The sequence below is a fragment of the Blastococcus brunescens genome (assembly GCF_035320885.1).
Classification (GTDB): Bacteria; Actinomycetota; Actinomycetes; order Mycobacteriales; family Geodermatophilaceae; genus Blastococcus_B; species Blastococcus_B brunescens.
Map to the genome: position 1 here is coordinate 965,564 of NZ_CP141261.1, position 22,666 is coordinate 988,229.

Annotated in this window: 20 protein-coding genes and 4 pseudogenes; 8 read left to right on the top strand and 16 right to left on the bottom strand. The window is 74.0% G+C overall.

Features of this window, described 5'->3' with window-relative positions:
• Window positions 1-19: 19 nt before the first annotated feature.
• From U6N30_RS06580 to U6N30_RS06605, 6 genes are all read right to left on the bottom strand, one after another.
• Complete coding sequence (locus tag U6N30_RS06580; RefSeq protein WP_324276638.1) at window positions 20-1,621, bottom strand: sodium-dependent transporter; 1,602 nt, start codon at window positions 1,619-1,621, stop codon at window positions 20-22.
• A gap of 167 nt (window positions 1,622-1,788) precedes the next feature.
• On the bottom strand, window positions 1,789-2,637 hold the full coding sequence (locus U6N30_RS06585) for an ABC transporter permease subunit (protein ID WP_324276639.1): 849 nt from the start codon (window positions 2,635-2,637) through the stop codon (window positions 1,789-1,791).
• Window positions 2,634-3,611, bottom strand: a complete 978-nt coding sequence (locus U6N30_RS06590) for an ABC transporter ATP-binding protein (protein WP_324276640.1) — start codon at window positions 3,609-3,611, stop codon at window positions 2,634-2,636. The genes U6N30_RS06585 and U6N30_RS06590 overlap by 4 nt, the downstream gene beginning before the upstream one ends.
• A gap of 19 nt (window positions 3,612-3,630) precedes the next feature.
• Window positions 3,631-4,665, bottom strand: a complete 1,035-nt coding sequence (locus U6N30_RS06595) for a hypothetical protein (RefSeq protein WP_324276641.1) — start codon at window positions 4,663-4,665, stop codon at window positions 3,631-3,633.
• A 37-nt stretch (window positions 4,666-4,702) separates the two neighbouring features.
• On the bottom strand, window positions 4,703-5,215 hold the full coding sequence (locus tag U6N30_RS06600; RefSeq protein WP_324276642.1) for a sigma-70 family RNA polymerase sigma factor: 513 nt from the start codon (window positions 5,213-5,215) through the stop codon (window positions 4,703-4,705).
• A 13-nt stretch (window positions 5,216-5,228) separates the two neighbouring features.
• Complete coding sequence (locus U6N30_RS06605) at window positions 5,229-5,879, bottom strand: flavin reductase family protein (RefSeq protein WP_324276643.1); 651 nt, start codon at window positions 5,877-5,879, stop codon at window positions 5,229-5,231.
• Between the two features lie 142 nt (window positions 5,880-6,021).
• Between U6N30_RS06605 and U6N30_RS33495 the strand changes: the two are divergent.
• A pseudogene (locus U6N30_RS33495) lies at window positions 6,022-6,826 on the top strand (FAD-dependent oxidoreductase); the annotation flags it as partial.
• 310 nt (window positions 6,827-7,136) lie between these two features.
• Entirely contained in the window at window positions 7,137-7,331 is a 195-nt protein-coding gene (locus U6N30_RS06625) for a hypothetical protein (protein ID WP_324278188.1), read from the top strand.
• Between the two features lie 70 nt (window positions 7,332-7,401).
• Here the strand turns inward: U6N30_RS06625 and U6N30_RS33500 are convergent, their stop codons facing one another.
• The 3 genes from U6N30_RS33500 to U6N30_RS06640 form a co-directional block, all read right to left on the bottom strand.
• Window positions 7,402-7,758: a transglutaminase-like domain-containing protein gene (locus U6N30_RS33500; protein WP_422678038.1), complete on the bottom strand. Its 357-nt coding sequence runs from the start codon at window positions 7,756-7,758 to the stop codon at window positions 7,402-7,404.
• Complete coding sequence (locus tag U6N30_RS06635; RefSeq protein ID WP_324276647.1) at window positions 7,641-8,120, bottom strand: hypothetical protein; 480 nt, start codon at window positions 8,118-8,120, stop codon at window positions 7,641-7,643. Before U6N30_RS06635 ends, U6N30_RS33500 begins: the two co-directional genes overlap by 118 nt.
• 153 nt (window positions 8,121-8,273) lie before the next feature.
• Window positions 8,274-10,187, bottom strand: coding sequence for a putative bifunctional diguanylate cyclase/phosphodiesterase (locus U6N30_RS06640; RefSeq protein ID WP_324276648.1), 1,914 nt, complete (start codon window positions 10,185-10,187; stop codon window positions 8,274-8,276).
• 287 nt (window positions 10,188-10,474) lie between these two features.
• Here U6N30_RS06640 and U6N30_RS06645 point away from each other — a divergent pair, with 287 nt between their 5' ends.
• The 4 genes from U6N30_RS06645 to U6N30_RS06660 all read left to right on the top strand — a co-directional run bounded on the left by U6N30_RS06645 (window position 10,475) and on the right by U6N30_RS06660 (window position 13,125).
• The gene (locus U6N30_RS06645; RefSeq protein ID WP_324276649.1) at window positions 10,475-11,077 is read left to right on the top strand and encodes an LLM class flavin-dependent oxidoreductase; all 603 of its coding nucleotides are present in this window, start codon (window positions 10,475-10,477) and stop codon (window positions 11,075-11,077) included.
• A gap of 5 nt (window positions 11,078-11,082) precedes the next feature.
• Window positions 11,083-11,508 carry a hypothetical protein gene (locus U6N30_RS06650; protein ID WP_324276650.1) on the top strand — a complete coding sequence of 142 codons (426 nt, stop codon included), beginning with the start codon at window positions 11,083-11,085 and terminating at the stop codon, window positions 11,506-11,508.
• A gap of 87 nt (window positions 11,509-11,595) precedes the next feature.
• Window positions 11,596-12,201, top strand: coding sequence for a hypothetical protein (locus U6N30_RS06655; RefSeq protein WP_324276651.1), 606 nt, complete (start codon window positions 11,596-11,598; stop codon window positions 12,199-12,201).
• A gap of 276 nt (window positions 12,202-12,477) precedes the next feature.
• The gene (locus U6N30_RS06660; RefSeq protein ID WP_324276652.1) at window positions 12,478-13,125 is read left to right on the top strand and encodes a hypothetical protein; all 648 of its coding nucleotides are present in this window, start codon (window positions 12,478-12,480) and stop codon (window positions 13,123-13,125) included.
• On the opposite strand, the gene nadC is transcribed toward U6N30_RS06660, so the two are convergent.
• The 4 genes and pseudogenes from nadC to nadA all read right to left on the bottom strand — a co-directional run bounded on the left by nadC (window position 13,114) and on the right by nadA (window position 16,686).
• The gene (gene nadC, locus U6N30_RS06665) at window positions 13,114-14,010 is read right to left on the bottom strand and encodes a carboxylating nicotinate-nucleotide diphosphorylase (protein WP_324278189.1); all 897 of its coding nucleotides are present in this window, start codon (window positions 14,008-14,010) and stop codon (window positions 13,114-13,116) included. The two genes, U6N30_RS06660 and nadC, sit on opposite strands and share 12 nt — an antisense overlap.
• Window positions 14,011-14,086: 76 nt before the next feature.
• Window positions 14,087-14,437, bottom strand: a pseudogene (locus U6N30_RS06670) (hypothetical protein); the annotation flags it as partial.
• Window positions 14,335-15,567 (bottom strand): annotated as a pseudogene (locus U6N30_RS06675) (L-aspartate oxidase); the annotation flags it as partial. The pseudogenes U6N30_RS06670 and U6N30_RS06675, both read right to left, overlap by 103 nt.
• Window positions 15,568-15,673: 106 nt before the next feature.
• Window positions 15,674-16,686, bottom strand: a pseudogene (gene nadA / locus U6N30_RS33505) (quinolinate synthase NadA).
• Between the two features lie 71 nt (window positions 16,687-16,757).
• Between nadA and U6N30_RS06690 the strand changes: the two are divergent.
• The gene (locus U6N30_RS06690) at window positions 16,758-17,606 is read left to right on the top strand and encodes an NUDIX hydrolase (protein ID WP_324276654.1); all 849 of its coding nucleotides are present in this window, start codon (window positions 16,758-16,760) and stop codon (window positions 17,604-17,606) included.
• On the opposite strand, the gene U6N30_RS06695 is transcribed toward U6N30_RS06690, so the two are convergent.
• Window positions 17,492-17,854: a cupin domain-containing protein gene (locus U6N30_RS06695; RefSeq protein ID WP_324276655.1), complete on the bottom strand. Its 363-nt coding sequence runs from the start codon at window positions 17,852-17,854 to the stop codon at window positions 17,492-17,494. The genes U6N30_RS06690 and U6N30_RS06695 overlap by 115 nt on opposite strands.
• Before the next feature lie 145 nt (window positions 17,855-17,999).
• On the opposite strand from U6N30_RS06695, the gene U6N30_RS06700 reads away from it, so the two are divergent.
• Entirely contained in the window at window positions 18,000-20,024 is a 2,025-nt protein-coding gene (locus tag U6N30_RS06700; RefSeq protein WP_324276656.1) for a tetratricopeptide repeat protein, read from the top strand.
• A gap of 73 nt (window positions 20,025-20,097) precedes the next feature.
• Here U6N30_RS06700 and U6N30_RS06705 read toward each other — a convergent pair whose 3' ends face one another.
• Together U6N30_RS06705 and U6N30_RS06710 are read right to left on the bottom strand one after the other, a co-directional pair.
• A complete protein-coding gene (locus tag U6N30_RS06705; protein WP_324276657.1) occupies window positions 20,098-21,036 on the bottom strand; it encodes a lytic transglycosylase domain-containing protein in 939 nt (312 codons plus the stop codon).
• A 550-nt stretch (window positions 21,037-21,586) separates the two neighbouring features.
• Window positions 21,587-22,630 carry a flagellin gene (locus U6N30_RS06710; RefSeq protein WP_324276658.1) on the bottom strand — a complete coding sequence of 348 codons (1,044 nt, stop codon included), beginning with the start codon at window positions 22,628-22,630 and terminating at the stop codon, window positions 21,587-21,589.
• Window positions 22,631-22,666 lie beyond the last annotated feature (36 nt).

Consider the following 22,666-nt stretch of genomic DNA (forward strand, 5'->3'; position numbering starts at 1 on the left):
CCTCCCTCGTCGTACCCGGTCACCGGGTGGTCGTGGGCAGTGGGGTCCGTCGTGGAGGCCGCGTGCAACGGGGCCCCGGATCGGAGCCGGGTGGCGGCCCGTCCAGATGCGTCCCGGCGCGCCACGGCAGCCGGGCGAGGAGGAAGCCGACCACCGGCAGTGCCACCACCAGCAGCCAGCCGCAGACCAGCAGCAGCCACCCGGGGTAGTCGCCGTAGGGCGCTTCCAGGTCGTCCTGCAGCGCGAGGACGAGCACGACGGCCAGGCCCACCGGGGCGACGATGCTCGTCAGCACGCGCCAGCCGGTGCCCACCCGGGGGCGGCCGTGGACGTTGAGGTGCCCGCCGAGACCGGTCAGGGCCCGGAGCGCCCAGGAGACGACCAGCATGCTCACCAGCGCCACGACGAGGATGCCGTACTGGTTGACGAAGTGGTCGACGACGTCGAGCACGTAGATGCCGCTCGTCGTGCTGAAGAGGACCAGGCTCAGCAGCGCGGCGGGAACGCCGACCGCGAGGGTGGCGGTCAGGCGGCTGGTGTCGAGCTTGTCGCGGACGGCGGAGATCACGACCTCGATCACGCTGACCAGCGAGGTGATGCCGGCGAGGACCAGCGAGCCGAAGAAGAGGACGCCGATCAGGGCGCCGGCCGGGGCCTCGCTGATGATCGTCGGGAAGGCGATGAAGGCCAGCCCGATGCCGTCGCTGGCGACCTCGCCGACCGCGACCCCGCTGGCCTGGGCCATGAAGCCCAGGGCGGCGAACACGCCGATGCCGGCGAGCAGCTCGAAGCCGGAGTTCGAGAAGCCGACGACGAGGCCGGAGCCGATCATGTCCTCGCGACGCCCGACGTACGAGGCGTACGTGATCATGATGCCGAAGCCGATCGACAGCGAGAAGAAGATCTGGCCGAACGCGGCGGCCCAGACGGGAGCCGAGGCGAGTGCCGACCAGTCGGGGGTGAACAGCGCGTCGAGGCCACCGGCCGCGCCCGGCAGCAGCAGCGCCTGCACCACGAGGGCGGCGAAGGCGAGCACCAGCACCGGGATGAAGATCAACGACGTCGCGCCGATCCCGCGCTGGACGCCGAGGGCCATGATCACGAGGACGGCGACCCAGACGAGCACGAGGGGTACGAGCACTCCGGGCACCACGTCGGCGGTGACCTCGACGTCCCCGGCCTGGAGGAACTCGCCGAAGAAGAAGCCTTCGGGGTCATCACCCCACGACTCGTCCAGCGAGAAGAACGTGTACCGCACCGCCCAGGCGATGACCGCCGCGTAGTAGACGGCGATGACGAAGCAGATGCCGACCTGCCACCAGCCGAGCCCCTCGGTTCCACGGCGCAGCCGGGCGAAGGAGAGCGGTGCCGAGCCGCGGTGGCGGTGCCCGATCGCGTAGTCCAGCAGCAGGAACGGGATGCCGGCGGTCAGCAGGGCGACCAGGTAGGGCACCACGAAGGCGCCGCCGCCGTTCTCGTAGGCGACGTAGGGGAATCGCCAGATGTTGCCGAGCCCGACGGCCGAGCCGATGGCCGCCAGGATGAAGACGCGTCGGGAGCTGAACGCGCCGCGGCGCTTCTCGTCAGCCTGTTCGGTGGCTCGCCCCGCCGTCGAGCTCATGCGCCCTCCCGTGTCCTGATCGGTCGAACGGCGTCGCGCCGCTGGAGAGAGGATGGCAGGACTCGCGCTTCTCGGCAGCCGCGACCGGATGTGCGCACAGGCCCCGTCCCGGGTCCCGCCTGAGCTTGCGAAGGCTGGGGACGGCGGGGTCCTTCCGGGGGCCTTCTTCAGATGTCGCGGCGCTGGAAGGACAGCGCGGTGAGGCCCAGGATCACTGCGATCCAGACCGCCGCCCAGGCCAGGTAGGCCGGGGCCAGCGGCGCCTCGCTGAGGAACGGGAACCCGCCCTCGCCGGGGCCCATCTGGACGAGGGCGACCGGGTCCTGGAAGGCGTTCATCGCGCCGCGCCACAGCCCGTCGGTGGGCAGCAGGACGCGGGACACGGTGCCGACGCGCTCGACGCCCTCGTTGCCCAGGGCCCCGCCGATCCCGCCGACGACGCCCGCCACCCAGGTCGCGCCGAACAGCCCCACGGAGACGATCCCGGACGCCATCGGCGAGACGACGCTGGACAGCAGCAGGGCCAGCGTCAGCAGCACGACCGTCTCGGCGGCGAGCAGCGCGAGCCCCGAGGCGGGCGACGGGGGCCAGTAGCCCACCACGGCGCGCACGACGAGCAGCTGCGCGAGACCGGCCAGGACCACGTACCCGCAGCCGAAGGTGAGCAGGCCCAGCCACTTGCCGAGCAGCACCGAGGACCGGCGGACCGGCCGGGCGAGCATCGACAGCGCCTGCCCCGATTCCACCTCACCGGCCAGCGTCGGACCGGCCAGGAACGCCGTGCCGATCGCGGCGATCAGGCTGAAGCCGAACATGATCAGGTTGATCAGCAGCGAGGCCACCAGCCGGGCCTCGCCGCTGGTCATGGTGCCGAGATCGGTGTCGAGCCCGATCAGCTTCGAGAAGCCCCAACCGCTGAGCACCAGCAGGGCCACGGTCAGGACCAGGAGGGCCCAGACCACCCGTCGTCGGAACGCCTCGCGCAGGGTCAGCGCGGCGATGGTCAGCACGATCATCGCTGCGTTCCCTCGGCCGTGGGCTCGTCGTGCCGCAGCACCGCGAGCAGGCGCTCCTCGAGGCTGATCCGCACCGGCTCCACGGCGTGCACGGCGACCCCGAGGCCGACCAGGTCCCGCACCAGGTCGGGCACGGTGACGCCGTCGTCGTCCGCGGTGAGCTGCACGGTGAACCAGTCGCCGCTGCGGGTCAGCGACCCGGCCGCGCGCAACCGGTCCTCGATGCGGCCGTCCACGCCGGCCAGCCGCAGGCGGACCTCGCGCTGGCCGAGCAGCTCGGCCAGGGTGCCCGACGCCGCCACCCGGCCCTTGTCGAGGATCACCACCCGGTCGCACACCCGCTCCACCTCCCCGATGAGGTGGGAGTTGAGCAGCACGGCGACGCCGCGGGACTTCAGCGCCAGCACGAGGTCGCGGACGTCGACCCGGCCGATCGGGTCCAGCGCACTGGTCGGCTCGTCCAGGACGACGAGTTCCGGGCGCGCGACCAGTGCGACGGCGAGGCCCAGCCGCTGCTGCATGCCCTTGGAGAACCCGCCCACCCGGTCGCCCGCGCGGTCGGCGAGCCCGACCAGCGCCAGGCACTCCTGCCGCTCGGAGGCACGGACGTCGGCCTTCGCGAGCCGTACGTGCAGGTCCAGCACCTCGCGGGGCGTCAACCACGGCTGGTAGCGGAACAGCTCGGGCAGGTAGCCGACCGCGCTGCGGGAGCGCGGGTCGGACGCCCGCCGTCCGAGCAACAGCACCTCACCGGCGTCGGGCCGCACGAGGCCGAGCAGCATCTTGATGACACTGGTCTTGCCCGCACCGTTGGGGCCGAGCAGGCCGAGCACCTCGCCGCGGGCCACGGAGAAGGACACGTCCTCGACGGCGGTCTGGCGGCCGTACCGCTTGCGCAGTCCGGAGCACCAGACCGCCGGGGACGGCGGCAGGTCGGCGAGCGCGGCAGCCGCGCCGGTGGTCCCGGAGGTCACCCCGCGGACGGTAGCGGCGTCAGCGGAGGCCACGCGCGACCGACAGGAGCTCGTCGGCGCTCAGCGTTCCGGCGACGCCCGTCATCACGCCGTCCTCGACCCAGACCACGCCGGCGAACAGCCCGTTGCGGGAGGTCAGCACGGTCGCCTCGGCACCGTCGACGTCGGCGGTCGAGCTGGTCACCATCTCCGCCGGGACGGGCAGCGGCAGCGTGCCGCGGTCCTCCGACAGGCTCTCCAGCTGATCGGCGAGGCCCTCGGGCAGGCCCGGCAGCGACAGCAGGTAGTCGCGCACGTCGGTGAACTCCGCGCCGGACGAGTCCACCGTCGGCGCCCCGACACGCGCGACGACCAGCGTCGGCACGCCGGTCGGCTGCGTCCAGACGGCCGCGACGCCCGGGCCCGCCTGGATCCGCAGCGTGCTGCCGTCCAGCCCGGCGGGCACGGGCGGGAGCTCCTCGCCCTCGGCGGCTGCCGCCTGGGCGGCCTTCTCGGCCGAGAAGGTGAACGTGGCCTCCACGACGCCCGCCGCCTGGTACGTCGGTTCCCCCGTCACCCCCTCGGGCAGCTCGGCGACCTCCGGGACGGCGAGGCCGGTCCGCTCGCGCGCGGCGGCGGCGTCGGCCACCTGCTCGGGCTCGGGCGCCTTCGTGATCTGCAGGTCGCCGTAGGCGGAGAGGTCGGGCACCTGCACCAGGTCGGCGGAGGCGACCTCGACCGTCTGCACCTGCTCGGTCTGGAAGATCGGCAGCCACTCGTTGGCCGCCGCGACGCCGGCGCCGGTCAGGACGACCACCGCGCCCACCGCGGCGACCGCGGGCCGCCGCACCGCCGCCGTCCATCGCCGGCGCGTGGCACCGGGCATCGGACGGAAGGCGGGCGCGGGGCGTGCCTGAGTTGCGGTAAGCCGGGCCCAGGCGGCGTCGCTGTCCAGATCGTCGGTCATCGGGGCGGCGAGCGCGGAGCCGACCAGCTGGGCGTCGGCCCGTGCGACCTCCAGCGCACGCAGGCAGGCCGGGCAGGAGGCGACGTGCGCACGGTCGTCGTCGGGCACGCCGGCGGGCTCGTCGACCAGTCGGCGCAGGATGCCTTCACTCGGGTGACGCATGGCGGTTCAGCTCCTCGAGCAGATGGGATTCGGCGCGGCGCACGGTGGTGCCCACGCTCGACGGGGACAGATCGAGGGCGGTGGCGACCTCGGCGTAGCTGAGGCCGCTGTGCCGGAGGACGAGTGCGGCCGCCTGCTTGTGCGGCAGCCGGCCGAGCGCGGCGCGGACGGTGCTGCGCTCCTCGCGGGTGACCACGAGGTCGGCGACGTCCGGGGCGACGGTGGGACCGTCTCCGGCGATCTCCTCACGGGTGCTGCGGCGGCGACCCGAGCGGAGCACGTTGAGGGCGGTGTGGGTCGCGGCGACGGTCAGCCACCCGCCGGCCTCGTCCGCCGGCACCGAGGAGCGGCCGAAGGAGAGGAAGACCTCCTGGGCGACGTCCTCGGCCTGGTCGCGGGAACCGAGCACGCGAGCAGCCACGGCCACCACCCGCGCGTAGTGGCTGCGGAAGACCTGCTCGAGGTCGGTCCGGACGTCGACCCGTGCGCGAGACATGCCCGTGCCCCGTTCAGTCCGGGGCCGCGCCGCGCCGCGCAGCCCGGGGAAGGGCACTGCTGCGGTGGCCGATGGCCGTACGGGTTCCACACCAGGGAAGCACCGCCGAGCCCGCGGATGTGACACCCGTCGGCAGGAATTCCCGATCCACGCTCAGGACCGGCTGGAGGGGTGGCCGGACTCGTCCACGTACCGGCCGCGCAGCCGCAGCAGCGGGGGCGCCGGAGGTGAGCACCGGAACGGCTGCCACCGCCAGCAGGGCCAGCACGTGGTCGCCCGCCTCGACCAGTCGCTCCAGCCGGCAGTCCAGGGCGGCGAGGCCGCCGTCGAGCACGATCGCGTCGCTGCCGGGCGCCCGCGACCAGGGCACCGACTCGAGGAGATGCCGAGCGCTCGGGCGACCGGCGGAGGAGAACCGCGAGGCGACGATCGCGTGCTGCGCGCCCAGCACGGTCACCCCGCACGTCCCGACCTCCTCGAGGACCTCGGCCGGGTAGCCCGCGGCGGAGAGGCCGACGGCGATCAGCGGGGGATCGGCGGACACGCTCATGACCGAGCTGACCGTCGTCCCGACGTCGTCGATGCCGTCCCGCACGGTCAGCAGGCAGACGCCCGCGGCGAACTGGGCCAGGGCGGCGGAGAACTCGGCGCGGTCGACCGGCATGGCGGCCAGTCGACCACATCGACAGGATGGAGCATGTGAGCGCAGACCAGGAGCAGACCTATGACGTCATCGTGCTGGGCGCAGGCTCGACGGGGAGAACCTCGCCGATGCCGTCGTCCGCGGCGGGCTGACCGCCGTCCTCGTGGAGAACGAGCTGGTCGGTGGCGAGTGCTCCTACTGGGCCTGCATGCCCAGCAAGGCGCTGCTGCGCGGTACCGAGGTGCTCGCGGAGGCCCGCGACGTCGACGGAGCGAAGCAGGCCGTCACCGGGGAGCAGGACGTGACGGCGACGCTGGAGCGCCGCGACTCCTTCACCTCCCACTGGGACGACTCCGGGCAGGTCGAGTGGGTCGAGGGCGCCGGCATCGACCTGCTCCGTGGGACCGGGCGGCTGGTCGGGGAGCGCAGCGTCGTGGTCACCGCGGCCGACGGCAGCGAGACCCGGCTGGCCGCACGGCACGCGGTGGCGGTCTGCACGGGCTCGAGCGCCGCCGTGCCGCCCATCGACGGGCTGCGGGAGATCGAGTTCTGGACACCCCGTGACGCGACCAGCGCCAAGGAGGTCCCCGGCCGGTTGCTCGTGGTGGGGGTGGCGTCGTCGGCTGCGAGATGGCCACCGCCTGGCGCGGGCTGGGCGCCGAGGTCACGCTCGTCGAGAACGGGGACCGCCTGCTGCCACCGCTGGAGCCGGCCGCGGGGAGGCGGTGGCCACGTCACTGCGGGCCTCGGGTGTGGACGTGCGGCTGGGGAACGCGGTGACCGCCGCCCGGCGCGAGGCCGGCGAGGTGGTGCTCACCGTCGGGGAGGACGAGATCCGGGGCGACGAGGTGCTGGTCGCTGTCGGACGGCGGGCGCGGACCACCGACATCGGCGTGGACACCGTCGACCTGGAGCCGGGGGCGTACCTCGACGTCGACGACACCCAGCAGGTCGCGGGCCTGCCGTGGCTGTACGGCGTCGGCGACGTCAACGGACGCCGGCAGCTGACCCACATGGGCAAGTACCAGGCCCGCCAGGCGGGTGCGGCGATCGTCGCCCGGGCGAAGGGCGAGGACGTCGACACCTCGGACTGGTCGCCGTTCGTCGCCACCGCCGACCGGCACGCCACCCCTCGGTCGTGTTCACCTCGCCGCAGGTCGCGAGCGTGGGGCGCACGGTCCGCGAGGCGGAGGAGGCCGGCCTCCCGCACCGCGTCGTGGACATCCCCTGACGGTCGCCGGCTCCTCGCTGTTCACCGACGGCTACGACGGCACCGCGATCGCGGTCGTCGACACCGAGCGCGAGGTGCTGATCGGACTGACGTTCATCGGGCCGGCCGTGGGCGAGCTGCTGCAGGCCGCCACGATCGCCGTCGTGGGCGAGGTGCCCATCGCCCGGCTCTGGCACGCCGTGCCGGCCTACCCGACGATCAGCGAGATCTGGCTGCGGCTGCTGGAGGCCTACCGCGGCTGACGCGCTCAGGGCAGCGGGAACGGGGCGTCGTCCGGGGCGGGCAGCGAGCCGCCCGTCGTCGCCGTGACGGTCAGCGTGTGGAACTGCGCGACCCCGCCGAAGAGCGAGAGGAAAGCGGTGTCGGCGGCGTCCCGCCCGGAGCAGATCCGCACCAGCGAGCGAGTGGGCGCCAGCCGCGTCGCGTCGACCACCGACCAGACGCCGTCGACATCGGCCTCGACGACGGCGTGGAAGTCCATGGGGAGAGGCCGGGCGCGTACACGGCCACCAGCCGGGCGGGGATCTCCAGCGCCCGGAGCAGGGTGACCGTCAGGTGCGCGTAGTCGCGGCACACGCCCTGGCCGGCGAGCAGGGTGTCGACGGCGGTGTCGACGGGGCGGCTCGCACCGGAGGTGTAGACCAGCCGCCGGTGCACCCAATCGGCCACGGTCGCGACCAGTGCTGCGCGCGGCGTCGTCCGGTCGAACTCTGTCGTCGCGAAACCCTCCAGCTGGTCCGACGGGCAGTAGCGGCTCGGGCGCAGGGCCTCGGCCCACTCGGCGGGGTGACCTTCCGCGGGGATCCGCCGTCCTCCGTCGACGCCGAGTAGGTGACGGTCGTGTCGCCGGCGAGCAGCTGCAGCCGGTGCACCCGGGCACCGTTCACCTCGAACTCCTCGGCTTCCACGGCGGTGCCATCGGAGAGCACGGTGAGCTGCTCGCTGAGCGGATCGGCGACGGCGATCTGCAGCAGCGCGGTCGCCGGCTCCGGAGAGCTCATGGTGAGGGTGGCGGCGACGTCGATGCGCATGCCGCCCATCCTCGCCCACCTGCGGTTTCGTCCGCATGACGGCCATTCCGCGCCGGCCACCGTAGTCGATCATCGTCTGCATGCACGGCCTGTCGGCGTGTCCTGCGGTGTCGCGTGCACGCAGACGATGATCAACGGGGGCGACCCGGTTGGTCAGTCCTCCGGGTCGCCGTGCTCGTCGCTGAGCGGACCGGTGGCGAAGGCCCCGGTGTCGTCGAGGTCGGTCTGCCGGAGCGTCGGCGCGCTGCGCTGCTGGGGCAGCGCGGGAGTCTCCAGCTCGGCGGGGAGGAGCTCACCGGCGACGTCCTCGGCCGGGGCGTCGGTCATCTCACCGATGAACACCGCGGCCGGGCTGGGCAGCGGGGCCGGCCGGCCGAACGCGTAGCCCTGGGCCATGGCGCAGCCGTGGTCCAGCAGCCAGGCCGCCTGGTCGAGGTCCTCGATGCCCTCGGCGATGACCTGCAGGCCCATGCCCCGCCCCAGTTGCAGGAGGCCCTGCACGAGCGCGGCGGTGGAGGGCTCGGTGACGACGTCGGCGACGAAGGACCGGTCGATCTTGACGGTGTGGATCGGCAACCGGTGCAGCGCGGTGATCGCCGAGTAGCCGGTACCGAAGTCGTCGAGCGCCAGCGTCACGCCCTGGTCGGTGACGACGGCGACCGAGTGCAGCGTCGCCTCGGCGGCGAACAGCGCCGTCGACTCGGTGATCTCCAGTTCGAGGCGGTGCGGGGCCAGCCCGGAGAGCGCCAGCGCCTCGGCGACCAGCTCGCTGAACCCCTCCTCGGCGAGGTGACGGGCGGAGACGTTGACGTGGACGCGCAGGTCGTCGGGCCACGCGGCGGCGTCGGTGCAGGCGCGGTGCAGCACCCAGGCGCCCAGCTTCGAGGTGAGCCGGTTGTTCTCGGCGGCGTCGAGGAAGGCGGCCGGCGGGAGGAGCCCGCGGGTGGGGTGCTCCCAGCGCACGAGGGCCTCGTAGCCCAAGAGCGTCTCGTCCGCGAGGTGCACGATGGGCTGGTAGAAGAGCCGCAGCTCCTCGTTGTCGAGAGCGTGCTTGAGGTCGGTCTCGAGCTGCAGGGCGTCGACGTCGTCCCGGCTGAGCGCGCCCTCGTGCACCTCGATCCGGGCCCGGCTGCCGTCGGCCTTGGCGCGGGTGAGTGCGCTCTGCGCCTGGCGCAGCAGGTCGTCGGGGGTGGTGTCGGAGCCGAGGGTGAGACCGACGCTCGCCGAGAGGGTGAGCTCCCGGTCGTGGACGAGGAAGGGCTCGTCGAGCACCGCCAGCAGCCGGTCGGCCAGGGCGCGCAGGCCGTCGAGGTCCTCCACGTCCTCGGCCACGACGAGGAACTCGTCGGCACCGAGCCGGACGGCGGTGTCCTCGACGCGGGTGCTCCAGCGCAGCCGGTCGGCGACCTGGCTGAGCAGCAGGTCGCCCGCCTCGTGGCCCAGGGAGTCGTTGACGGCCTTGAAGCGGTCGATGTTGAGGTGCACCAGGCCCACGTGCAGGCCGCGGCGGCGGGACAGCGCGACGGCGTGCCGGAGGCGGTCGGTCAGTGCCCGCCGGTTGGGCAGCCCGGTGAGCGGGTCGGTGAAGGCGCGGCGGACCAGGTCGTCCTCCGCGCGGCGCCGGTCGGTGACGTCGACGAGGGAGAGGACGACGAACTGGGCCACGCCGTTGTTGTGCCGCACGAGCTCGTGGGACTGCACGACCCACAGCTCGGTGCTGTCGGAACGGCGGAGGCGGCGTTCGCCGTCCAGCATCAGGTGCGGGTCGAGGTCGGCCGGCTCGTTCGCAGCCGGCACGAGGCCGAGGTCGGCGACCGGCGGGTCGTCAGGGTGAGCGAAGAGGTCGACGTGCCGACCCGCCAGCTCGTCGGCGGTCCGCCCGGTGAGGGCGCACAGCATGGGGTTGGCCACCAGGATGTGACCGTCGAGCTCGACCAGCGCCTTGGGGATCGGCGCGGACAGGAACAGGGCCTGGAACAGCTGGCCGCGGTCGGCGAGGAGGGTGTCGATGGCCCGCATGCGCTGCCCGGCGGCACCGCCGGACGATGCGGCGGGCGTCCGGGGCACCTCAGAGGCGGGGATGTTCACCAGCACAGGGTCACCCATCCTCGTCGGTAAGTGACGGACCCTGGTCACGGAGAGTCGTGATCGTGCCGTCACAGTGCGTTAGCTGCGCGCGCGCGTTCGGCGGGTTGTGCCAAGCAGGGTGACGGCCTCCGTCACATCTGCGCTCGGCAGGCGTCGTCCGACCCTCGTCGTAGGGCCGCCGACCGCGCCGTGCACCGCGAGGCCGGCAACCTTCCCGCGCGGGTGACCCTCGGGAACAGCTCGTACATCGCAAGCGCTTCCCCGTCGTGGAGAAGCGGATCGGATTCCTGTCCTTCGGGCACTGGCAGCCCATCCCCGGGTCGCAGGTGCGGACCGGCCGGGACGCACTGGGGCAGAGCATCGAGCTGGCGGTCGCCGCGGAGGAGATCGGTGTGGACGGCGCGTACGTGCGCGTCCACCACTTCGCCCGCCAGCTCGCCTCGCCGTTCCCCCTGCTGGCCGCGATGGCCGCCCGCACGAGCCGGATCGAGGTCGGCACGGGCGTCGTCGACATGCGGTACGAGAACCCGCTCTACATGGCCGAGGAGGCGGCGGCGACCGACCTGCTCGGCGACGGCCGGCTGCAGCTCGGCATCAGCCGCGGCTCACCGGAGACGGCGCTGCGTGGCAGCGAGGCGTTCGGCTACGTGCCGCCGTCGGGCGCAACGGACGCCGACCTGGCGCGCGAGAAGACAGCACTGTTCCTCGCCGCGTTGGAGGGGCAGACCGTGGTCGAGGCAGATCCGGGCATGACCGGGGAGCGCGCGGTCGGCTGGCGATCCAGCCGCAGTCACCCGGCCTGCGTGACCGGATCTGGTGGGGTTCGGGCACCCGGGCGACAGCCGAGTGGACGGCGCAACAGGGGATGAACCTGATGAGCTCCACGCTGCTGGTCGAAGACACCGGCGTGCCGTTCGACGAGCTGCAGGCCGAGCAGATCGCCCGCTACCAGACGGCGTGGGCGCAGACCGGCTGGCAGCGCGAGCCGCGGGTGTCGGTCAGCCGCAGCGTGCTGCCGATCGTCAGCGACGAGGACCGCGCCTACTTCGGCGGCGAGCGGTCGAGCGAGGACCAGGTCGGCATCCTCGAAGGAGTGCGGGCCCGGTTCGGCAAGAGCTACGTCGGCGAGCCCGACGCATTGGCGGAGGACCTCGCGAAGGACGCCGCCGTGCAGGAGGCGGACACGTTGCTGATCACGGTGCCCAACATGCTCGGCGTGGACTACAACGCCCGGCTGCTGGAGAACGTCGTGCGGCACGTCGCGCCCGCGATCGGCTGGGTGCACCCCGACCAGCGCTGACGCCGCCGCGCCGGTCGCGACGTCCGCACCCGCTGTCGACGCGGCGTCGTGTCCACGACCGCCGACACCACGCCGCGTCGACAACGGGTGGCCACCGACGCGGCCCGGGGCGCACCAGAAGCCGTGTCCCCGGCCGGTCGATCCCGGATCGATCCGAGCGCACGAGGCTCCGACCTGCGGCAGGCTGCCGGCGTGACGTCGGACGAGGATCGCTGGTCGGAGGCCCAGTCCTTGCTCGACGACTTGCCCACCGAGTCGGCCGAAAGGCGGATACGACGCTCGCTCCGGACCAGGGTTCTGCTCGTCCTCGTGGTGGTCGCGCTTCTGGGCGGGCCCCTGGGATTCGGGGTGGCCTGGCTGGCCGACGGCTCCGGTGGTGGTTCCACCCCGGCCGACGTGCCGCAGTGGCAGGAGATCGAGGGGTTGGCAGTCGCGGGAGCCGGACTGGTCGTGTTGTTCGTCGGCGTCGTCTCCCAGTTCCGTGCGAACCGCCGGATGGCGGCCTGGCGGAGTCCGCTGGCCGTCCTGAACAAGAATCAGCGCAATGAGCTGCTCGCCGTCGTGCGCGGGCGGGAACCCCTCCACCGCGGCCGGCTACCGCTCGCCCGGCACCTGGGCGTCCAACCTGCTCGCCCAGCGAGGCCTGATGGTCCTCGTCGGTGGACAGGCCGTGCTGTGGGACAGGCCTGCTGATCGGGTTTCCGACGTGGATACGCCGTAGCGGCCGTCCTGCTCGTGGGTCTCGCCGCCGTTGCTGTGCCGCTGCTGCTGCGGCAGGAGCGGCAGGCCCGTCGCTTCCTCGCCGGGCACCCGGGGCCCGATCTGCATGAGTAGGCGTGCTGCGCGCGATCCTGGGGTCCTGCAGAACCCCAGTAGCGGGCGGCATCCTCCGATAGGAACGTCACCCGGCCGGAGGAAAGCGGCGAATCACAGGCGCAGGGTGTGGAACTCCACGGCAGGCTGCCGAAGGTGGCTTCAAGCAGGGACGAGGACGACTGGGCCCGGGCCCGGGCGGTGCTGGACCGGCTGCCACCCGAGCCGGCCGACAAGCGGCGCCGGCGGTTGCGGCTGCAGCGGCGCCTCGTCGTCCTCGCTGTGCTGGTGGCGGGGTTCTCCGTCGTCACCGTGCTGCTCCTGGCGGTGGTGGACCTGGCCTCGCTCCGGGCGCACGCTGACCCTCCGCCCTGGCGCATCGCCGCCGGCATCGCGATGCAGGTGGTCGGTCTGGTCGGGATGATCTCCGTCCTCGTCGTCCACTCCGGCGCCGTGCGGCACACGCGGGGTTGGAGCCGGCCGCTGCACTGGCTCACCCGCCAGGAGCACAAGGGACTGCTCCGGCAGGCGCGCGGCCAGGAGCCGCTCACGCCGGAGGACCTAGCGCTCGTGCGCCACGCGGCGCTCCTGCAGCTGGTGCGCCCCGCGCCCCTGGCTTCTCCGAGCGCCCTGCTGCTGCTCTTCGTCGGTCAGTACACCGCCGCGCCGGACACGGTGCGCCTCGTCCTCGTGCTGGGAATGGCCGCCTGCGTGGTGGCCGCCGTGGTGCACGTTCGGAAGGACACCCGTCGCCTGCGGCGCTTCCTCGACGAGCACCCTGCCTCCCACGACTCAGCCGCGTAGGTCGAACCCGAGGTCGAGCACCGGGGCGCTGTGGGTCAGTGCGCCGACGGCGAGGTAGTCGACGCCGGTCTCCGCCACCTCCGCGGCCCGGTCCAGGGAGAGCCCGCCGCTGGCCTCCAGCCGGACACCCGATCCGCGCACGAGTTCTACCGCCGACCGGGTGTCGGCCAGCGAGAAGTTGTCCAGCAGCACCAGCTCGACCCCGGAAGCGATGGCCTCCTGCACCTGGTCGAGCGTGTCGCACTCGACCTCCAGCGGCACGCCCGGCGCGGAGGCGCGCACCGCGTCCACCGCCGCGCTGATCCCACCGGCCGCAGCGACGTGGTTGTCCTTGACCAGCGCGGCGTCGCCGAGGGCCATCCGGTGGTTGACCCCGCGGCCGCACCGGACGGCGTACTTCTCCAGCGCGCGGAGCCCGGGCGTGGTCTTGCGGGTGTCGCGGATGGCCGCTCCGGTGCCGGCGACGGCGTCGACCCAGCGCTGGGTCAGCGTCGCGATCCCGGACAGGTGGCAGATCAGGTTCAGCGCCGTCCGTTCGGCGGTGAGCAGTGCCCGCGTCGGCCCGGCCACGGTCAGGACCGGCGTGCCCGGCTGCGCCGGCGTCCCGTCGTCGGCGTGCAGCTCGACCTGCACCTCCGGGCCGCCGACCAGGTCGAAGACCGCGGCCGCCACCGGCACCCCGGCGAGCACGCCGGTGGTGCGCGGCACGATGTCGCCCGTCGCCCGCGCTCCCGCCGGGACGGTCGAGTCGGTGGTGACGTCCGGGCCGAGCGCCAGGTCCTCCTCGAGTGCCCGGCGGATGACTTGCACGACCTCGGCCGGGTGGAGTCCCGCGGCCTCGAGGGCCGTCGACAGGACGGGGCGCAGCACCCCCTCGCCGGTCACGCCACCACCTGCGCCACCGCGAGGTCCGCACCGGCTCGGTGCGGGTGTGCAGGTGACCGCTCCGGTCGAGCCGGTGCACCAGCCGGACCTGCCACTCCGGCCGCGTCTTCGGGAAGTCGAGTCGGCGGTGGCAGCCGCGGCTCTCCGTCCGGGCCAGCGCAGCGGAAGCCAGGAGCGTGGCCACCGTGTGCAGCGCCGTCGTCTCCACCGCCGCGGCGTCGAGGACGGCGTCGGGGCCGAGCCGGGGAGCGCACCGAGGAGGCCGGCCAGTTGGGTGAGGCCGTCGGCGTCGCGGACCACGCCGGCGTGCCGGGTGGTGGCCGCGGTCAGCGCAGCCCGGGCGGACGGGTCGACAGCGCCGGCCACCCCACCCGCCGGCGCCGGTGGCGCGGCGACGGGCAGGTCCTCGGCGAGCAGGGCGGCGCACCGGCGGGCGGATACCAGGCCCTCGGTGATCGAGTTGGACGCCAGCCGGTTGGCGCCCTGCACGCCGGTGCAGGCCACCTCGCCGACGGCGTAGAGCCCGGGCACGGTGGTGCGCCCGTCCAGGTCGGCGACCACCCCGCCGCAGGCGTAGTGGGCGGCCGGTGCAACCGGTACCGGCGCACGGGTCAGGTCGAACCCCGCTGCCGCGCAGGCCGCGGTGATGCCCGGGAAGCGGCGGGCGAGGAAGTCCGCACCCAGGTGCGAGGCGTCCAGGAAGACGGAGTCGGTGCCGGTGGCCCGGAGTTGCGCGGCGATCGTCGCCGAGACGACGTCGCGCGGGGCGAGGTCGGCCAGCGGATGGGCGCCCGGCATGATCCGCTGTCCGCCGGCGTCGACCAGGACGGCACCTTCGCCGCGCACCGCCTCGGAGATCAGCACCTGCTGTCCCTCGGCGCCGGGCCCGCACCAGAGGACGGTGGGGTGGAACTGCACCATCTCGACGTCGGCGACCTCGGCGCCCGCCCGCAGCGCGAGTGCCAGCCCGTCGCCGGTCGCCCCGGCCGGGTTGGAGCTGGCGGCGTACACCTGCCCGTAGCCGCCCGTGGCCAGGACGACGGCCCGCGCGTGCAGGTCGCCGGCGTCGACCAGCGCACCGTCGGAGATCCGCGCGACCCGGAGGCCCCTGACCCGCCCGTCGTCGGTGCGCAGGGTCTCGAGCGCCGCCGTGTGCTGCAGCACCTCGATGCCGCGCGAGCGCAGCCCGTCGCCGAGCGTGCGGGTCACCTCCGCTCCGCTGGCGTCGCCGCCGGCGTGCACGATCCGGTCGCGGCTGTGCCCGCCCTCCCGGGTCAGGGCGGGCCGGCCCGCCCCGTCGAGGTCGAGCCGGGCACCGAGCTCCTGCAGCAGCTCGACGGCGGCCGGCGCCTCGGCCACCAGGGTGCGGACGGCGTCCTCGTCGCACAAGCCGGCTCCGGCCACGAGGGTGTCGTGTACGTGCAGGTCGGCGTCGTCGTCCGGACCGAGCACGGCGGCCAGGCCACCCTGGGCCCAGGCGGTGCTGCCGTCGCCGAGGGCGCCCTTCGTCACGAGGGTGACCGCGCGCCCGGCGTCGGCCAGCGCCACCGCCGTCATCAGCCCGGCGGCGCCGCTGCCGACCACGACGACGTCGGTGCGGCGGGTCCAGCCCGCTGCGGGGAGAGGCAGCGCCGCGACGACGCGCGCGAGGCTCGCGCTCACGTCACTCACCGACCGGCGACGGCGTGCCGATGGCCACCATCGCCTCCACCGCCGCACGGGCGCGGGCGGCGATCGCCGGGTCGACGGTGACCTCGTCGCGGCCCTCGCGCAGCGCGCGCAGCAGCTTCTCCGGTGTCGACATCTTCATGTAGGGGCAGGCGGCGCGGGAGTTGACCGGCTCGAACGACGTCACCGGGTTGGCCTGGCGCAGCTGGTGCAGCATGCCGATCTCGGTGGCGACCAGCACGCGCTTCGCCGTCGTCCGGCGGGCCTCGTCGAGCATCCCGCCGGTGGAGAGGATGTGCACGCGTTCGGTGGGCAGCTGGCCGTCCGACACCATCCAGAGCGCGCTGGTGGCGCAGCCGCACTCGGGGTGCACCAGCAGCTCGGCGTCCGGAGCGGCCTCGACGCTGGCGCGCAGGTCGGTGGGGAGATGCCGGCGTGCACGTGGCACTCGCCCATCCAGATGCGCATGTTCTGCCGGCCGGTGACCCGCTGGACGTGGGCGCCGAGGAACTGGTCGGGGAGGAAGAGGACCTCGTGCTCGGCGGGGATCGACTCCACGACCTCGACGGCGTTGGACGACGTGCAGCAGATGTCGGTCTCGGCCTTCACCTCGGCGGAGGTGTTCACGTAGGAGACGACGACGGCGCCCGGGTGCTCGGCCTTCCACGCCCGCAGCTGGTCGGCGGTGATCGTGTCGGCGAGGGAGCAGCCGGCGTTCGCATCGGGGACGAGGACCGTCTTCTCCGGCGCGAGGATCTTGGCGGTCTCGGCCATGAAGTGGACGCCGGCGAAGACGATCGTCGACGCGTCGCTGGAGGCGGCGAGGCGGGAGAGCGCGAGCGAGTCGCCCACGTGGTCGGCGACGTCCTGGATCTCCGGGGCCTGGTAGTTGTGCGCCAGGACGACGGCGTCGCGCTCGCGGGCGAGTCGCCGGACCTCGTCGCGCCAGGCATCCCACTGGTCGGGCGACCAGCTGGAAGCGGTGGGGGCGGGCAGCGTTGCGGTCACCGGGACCTCCGGAGGCGTGGGGTTTGATACTCACAGTCGAAAACCTGCGGGACGACCGTAGCATTCCCCTCGTGCCCTCTGTGTGGTCCTCGCCGGACCGACCCGCCTACCCGCACCACGCGCTCGCCGCGGTGCTGCAGGTCCGGGCGGCGCGGCTGCACGTGATGCTCTGGCAGCGGGCCAACGAGCCCTTCGCGGACACCTGGGCGCTGCCGGGCGGTCCGCTGCTGCCCGACGAGCGGCTCGGCACCTCGATCGCCCGGCAGCTGGCCAGCAAGGTGGAGGTGCGCCAGCTCGCCCACCTGGAGCAGCTGGAGACGCGCAGCGACCCCGACCGCGACCCGCGGGGGCGGACGGTGGCCACCGCCTACCTCGGCCTCGTGCCGTCGCACATCGATCCCGCGCTGCCCGATGACACCGCCTGGCACCCGACGGACGCGCTGCCGGCCACCGCCTTCGACCACGGCTCGATCGTCGGATCCGCACTCGCCCGGCTGCGGGCCAAGCTGTCGTACACCAACGTCGCCTTCGCGCTCGCCCCGCCGGAGTTCACGATCGCCGAGCTGCGGGAGAGCTACGTCGCGGCCCTCGGCTACGACGTCACCGCGACCAACCTCCAGCGCGTGCTCCTGCGCCGGGGGTGCTGGAGGCGACCGGCGAGATGGCGTCCCCGGACGAGCCGGAGGACGGCCGGCCACGCTCTACCGCTTCGCGGTCCCCGCCCTGGAGGTCACCGACCCGTTCGCCGTCCTCCGGCCGCCGTCGACCCGGCGGCGCTGAGCGCCTCCGGAGCGACGGCACCGGATCAGGCGAACTTCGCCTTCGCGTGCTCGCTGAACTGCCGCATCGCCGCGACCGGCCCGATCTCGAGGAAGGCCGTGTCCTCGTCCATCCGAGCGGTGTGCCCGGCCGGCCAGTAGTAGGCGTGCCCGGCCCGGGTGACCTCCTCGTCGCCGTCCGCCCCGGTGAGCCGCACCGCACCCTCCAGGACCAGCCCCCAGTGCGGGCTCGGGCAGCGGTCGCCGGGCAGTCCCTCGAGCACCGGGCTCATGTCCGTTCCCGCGGGAACGCGCGCGAAGCGCACCGCCATGTCACCCCACTCCGCGTACCGGGTGACGATGCCGCCCTGCTGGACCTCGATGGGGAGTTCGTCGAGTGCGCCGTTCATGGTCGTGTCCTCTCCTCGTCCGGGGCCGGCCATCCGGCCGGTCGTAGGGAGAGGCGGAACAAACGTTGTTCCGGCGGGGAGGTCGCGGGTCTCCTCCATGCGTCCGCGCGCCCCTACGCTCGGGCGTCTCGACGGCGGAGGCGCGGTGACGGTGGGCGAGGTCGACCAGCTCGGGACGGACGGGCGGCCCGGTGCTGCTCTGGATCGGGGTGAGTGGTCGGCCGCCCTCGAGCGCCTCCGCGAACTCCGGCAGCAGCGGCCGCTGACGCCGGCCGAACTGGACCTCCTGGGACGCGCCGCCTACGGGGCCGGCGAGTTCGAGGCCGCGATCACCGCCTGGGAGCAGCAGTGCGCGCTGTCGCAGTCGCTCGGGGACGACGCGGCCGCGGCGGCAGCCGCCGCGACGGTCGCCATGTACCTGATGATGGACACCGGGCTGATGGCGCCGGTGCGCGGCTGGCTGGCCAGGGCGGAGCGCCTGCTGGGGGACCGGCCGGAGTCACCGACCCACGCGCTCGTGGCGATGGGGCGCACCTACGAGCGCTTCATGTGCGGCGACGCCGAGTCCTCCGCGCGCTGGGCGGAGCGGGCCGTCGAGCTCGGTGAGCGCCAGGCCGTCCCGCTGGCGGCAGCGCTGGGCCGGGTCGCGGCTGCCCGGCTGGTCATCCTGGGCGGCTCTGTCGACCGAGGGCTCGAACTGCTGGACGAGGCGGCGGTGAGCGTGGTGTCGGGCGAGCTCGATCCGCTGGGCGCCGGCATGGTCTATTGCGAGCTGATCTGCGCGATGCAGGGATTGGCGCAGTACGACCGGGCCGAGCAGTGGACCGAGGCCATGGAGCTGTGGCGGGCGGGCACCGCGTACGGGGGCATCAACGGCCGCTGCCGGGTGCACCGGGCCGAGATCCTGCGGTTGCGCGGCTCCTGCTCGGCGGCCGAGCAGGAGGCGCTCGAGGCCTGCCGCGAGCTGCGGCCGTGGATGCGCCGGGAGTTCGGCTGGCCGCTCACCGAGCTGGGTGCCATCCGGTTGCGCAAGGGCGACCTCCCGGGTGCCGACGAGTCGTTCCGCGAGGCGCTCGAGCACGGCTGGAACCCCCAGCCGTGGCTGGCGCTGCTCCGGTTGGCCCAGGGCGAGGTCGCGGACGCCGCGGTCATGATCGCCGACGCGCTGGAGCACCCGTGCCCGGTGCCGTCCAAGGAGTGGCCGCCGCTCGGCGCCCTGCGCAGCGCGCCCCTGCTGGCGGCCCAGGCCGAGATCGGTGTCGCGGCAGGAGACGTCGAGACCGCGCAGTCGGCAGCCGCTCAGCTGTCGGCGATCGCCGAGACGTTCCACAGCCAGGCGCTCGCCGCCGCGGCGGCCGGCGCGCGCGGCCGGGTGGCCCTCGCCGTGGGGGACGGCGAGACCGCCGTCCGCGAGTGCGGTGCGGCACTGGCCGGCTGGAGCGAGGTGGGTGCCCCGTACGAGGCCGCGGCCGCGCGCCTGGCCCTGGCCGAGGGCGAGCGGCTGCGGGGGCGCCCGGACCGCGCCTGCCTGGAGGAACGCACGGCGCTCGCGGTGGCCGACCGGATCGGCGCCGGTGGACTGACGCAGCCTCGCCGTGGGTCGGTCCCCGCGCGTCCGACGTCCGGGAGCGTGTTCCGCCTGGAGGGCGACGTCCGGAGCGTCGCCTTCGCGGGCCGGACCGTCGTCCTGCGGGACCTCAAGGGCATGCGCTACCTGGCCCGGCTGCTGGGCGCGCCGGACCGGGAGTTCCACGTCCTCGACCTGGTGGCGGGCGAGGTGGGCGAGGCTGCGGGGATCGGTGCCGACCTCGGGCCGGTCGTCGACGGCCAGGCGCGGGCGGCCTACAAGCGCCGCCTGGCCGAGATCGACGACGACCTGGACGAGGCGGCGGCGCTCGGTGACACCGGGCGCTCGGCGCTCGCCCGGGCCGACCGCGACTACCTGCTCCGGGAGCTGGCCGGCGCGTTCGGGCTCGGTGGGCGGAGCAGAGTCGCAGGGTCCACGTCCGAGCGGGCCCGCGCCAGCGTCACGCGATCCCTGCGCTACGCCGTCTCCCGCATCGCCGAGCACCATCCGGCGATGGCCGATCACCTGGAGCGGACGATCCGCACGGGGACGTACTGCTGCTACGTCCCCGACTCCCGCGTGCCGGCCTCCTGGGAGCTGTGACCGCTCGCCGCCTCACGGGCAGGTCGGGAGGTCGGGCAGGAGGGGCTGCCCGAGGGGCCCAGCAGCGTGCAGGTCACCCCGGGGACGAGTGCTGCCACCGGCGGTGCGGGGTCGGCCGGCGGAGGAGGGGCGGAGGCAGCGGGTTCGGCGGGGGCTGCGGCAGCGGGACGGGCACCGGCAGCGGCCCGGGCGCCGGTGCGGGCGCCGGTGCGGGCGCCGGTGCGGGCGCAGGAGCTGGAGCGGGCGGCCGACCCGCGGACGTCGCCGGTGGTGCCTGACCCGAGGCCGGCGGCGGGCTGCCCTGCTGCGGTGCGCCCCCGCCGCCCGTCGCGGCCGGCTGGACCGGTCCGGCCTCTGCGGCGGGCGGCTGTGCGGCCGCACCACCGCCCGAGCCGGCCGGCGGCGAGTACGCCGTGGTCTCACCGGGCGGCGAGGTCGTGGTGTCCCGCAGGCCGATCGCGGGCCCGGGTGCGGCGGGTGCGCCGTAGAACGCCGAGGGCGGCGGCACGGCCCCGCTGGTGTTCCCGACGATGGGCAGATCGGCCACCGGCATCCCGGTGGCGTAGGCCCGGGCGAGCGCGAGCACCTCGGCGACGTACTCGTCGGAGTGGTTGTAGGCCAGGACGGCGCGGCGCAGGCCGGCGTCGGTGCGCAGGTCGCCCCCGGCGACGCAGAGGTAGTTGGCGGCAGCCAGGGCGGCGTCGTTGATGTTGAACGGATCGGCCACGCCGTTGTCGTCGGCGTCGATCGCGTAGGAGCGCCACGTCGTCGGGATGAACTGCATCGGACCCATCGCGCGGTCGTAGGTGGTGTCGTCGTCCCACGCGCCGTCGTCGCTGTCGCCGATGTAGGCGAACTTCCCGCCGTCCAGGGCCGGCCCGAGGATCTTCGGGGTGGCCGTTCCGTCCGGGGCGAGGACGGCGCCGCCGTACCGGCCGTGGTTGGACTCGATGCGGCCGATGCCGGCCAGCAGGGACCAGTCGAGGCCGCACCCGGGCTTGGCCGAGGCCATGCGGGCGGCGGCGACGCGGTAGGCGTTGAGCGCGACGTTCGGTATCCCGTTGGCGGCCAGACCGGTGATCGCGGGTTCGGGGAGGGCTGCGGGCCGGCCGCGCTCGCGGGCACCGCGGTCAGGGTCGTCGACCCGCGGGGAGCTCCCTCGCTGAGCGCGGGGATGGCCCAGCGTGCCGCGAGGGTCCGCGGCACGGCGACGTCGTCCGCATGCCCGACCGCGACCAGTGCCGGTGACTCCGCAGGGGAGCCACCATGCCGGTGAACGCCGCGACCACGCCGGCCGCCACGAACCAGCGCCGCCGGCCCAGCCGTCGAGGCGGCCTCCCGTGGCGCGCGTGGGCCCCGCCCCCGGTCGTGCTGGTGTCCGGTTCGAACTGGCCTGGCGACATCGACTGCCCCACCGTCACTCCCGACGATCCATCGTTGACTCGCTGGTTCCCCCGTGACTCGGCGAGGCGTCTACCCAGGTCGTTGCCGTGTAATGCACGACACAGCGACCTGGATTCACGGACAACCGTGCGTCCTCCTCCGGCCGGCCGCACCGGCGCTCAGGCCTGCAGCAGCCTCAGCACGTTGCGCGTGGACTGGTTCGCCTGTGCCGCCATCGCTGCGCCGGCGTCCCGGAGGACCTGGTCGCGGGTGAGCGACACCAGCTCCTGGGCCATGTCGGCGTCCCGGATCCGCGACAGCGACGCGACGGTGTTCTCGTGGGCGACGTCCAGGTTGGCGATCGTGTGCTCGAGCCGGTTCTGCAGCGCACCCAGCCCGGCTCGTTGCGTCGACACGGTCCGGATGGCCGCGTCGATCATGGTGATGGTGTCCTGACCCGGGGTGAAGACGGGGCTGAGACTCGTCAGTTCAGCGCTCGTGGCCCCCTCGGGAGGGGTGGGGCCGAGGAACCGCAGGGTCCTCCCGTGGTCGGCGTACTCGTCCTCGCTCAGCGTGAGGAGCCGGCTCTCCACGAAGGCGTGGTCGTCCGTCGTGATCCCTGCGGCCTGGGCAGCGGCGTTCAGCCGGCTCAGCGCCTCCGAACCGCTGATGACGGCGCTGTCGCCGTAGTCGACGGCGCCCAGTTCGAGGGTGTTGCCGTTGACGGTGATGCTGCCGCGCAGGAAGGGCAGGTCGGCGGCCGACGTCCCCGGGAACGTGAGCATCCCGCCCTGCGGCGGGACGGAGGTGCTCGCCGCGACGGCCAGGACGTCGTCGGACAGCTCGCTGTACTGCGGACTCCGGGCGGTCAGTTCAGCGGCCGTCGCGTCCGCGGCGGGTTCGGCGCCCCGGAAGATCAGGTCGTCGCCGTCGTCCACGAAGGGATCGGGCCGATGGGTGAAGCCCTGCGCCGCGGCGGCGGCGTTGAGCCGGGCCACCTGTTCGCCGGTGTCGATGACGCCGTCGGCGTTCGTGTCGGTGTGGACCACGCTGCTCAGGTCGAGTTCCTGGCCGTCGTAGGTGATGGTGCCGGTCAGCGCTCCGACGCTCCCGGCCGAGGTGACGCCGACGAAGACGACCTGCCCGGTCCGTGGCCGCTCCGTCCGGCCCTGGGCCTGGTGCGGGCCCACGGAGGCGGGGTCGGTGGTGGCGGCGATGTTCACGGCGCCGACCCCGAGCCCCTCGCGCTCATTGCGCGG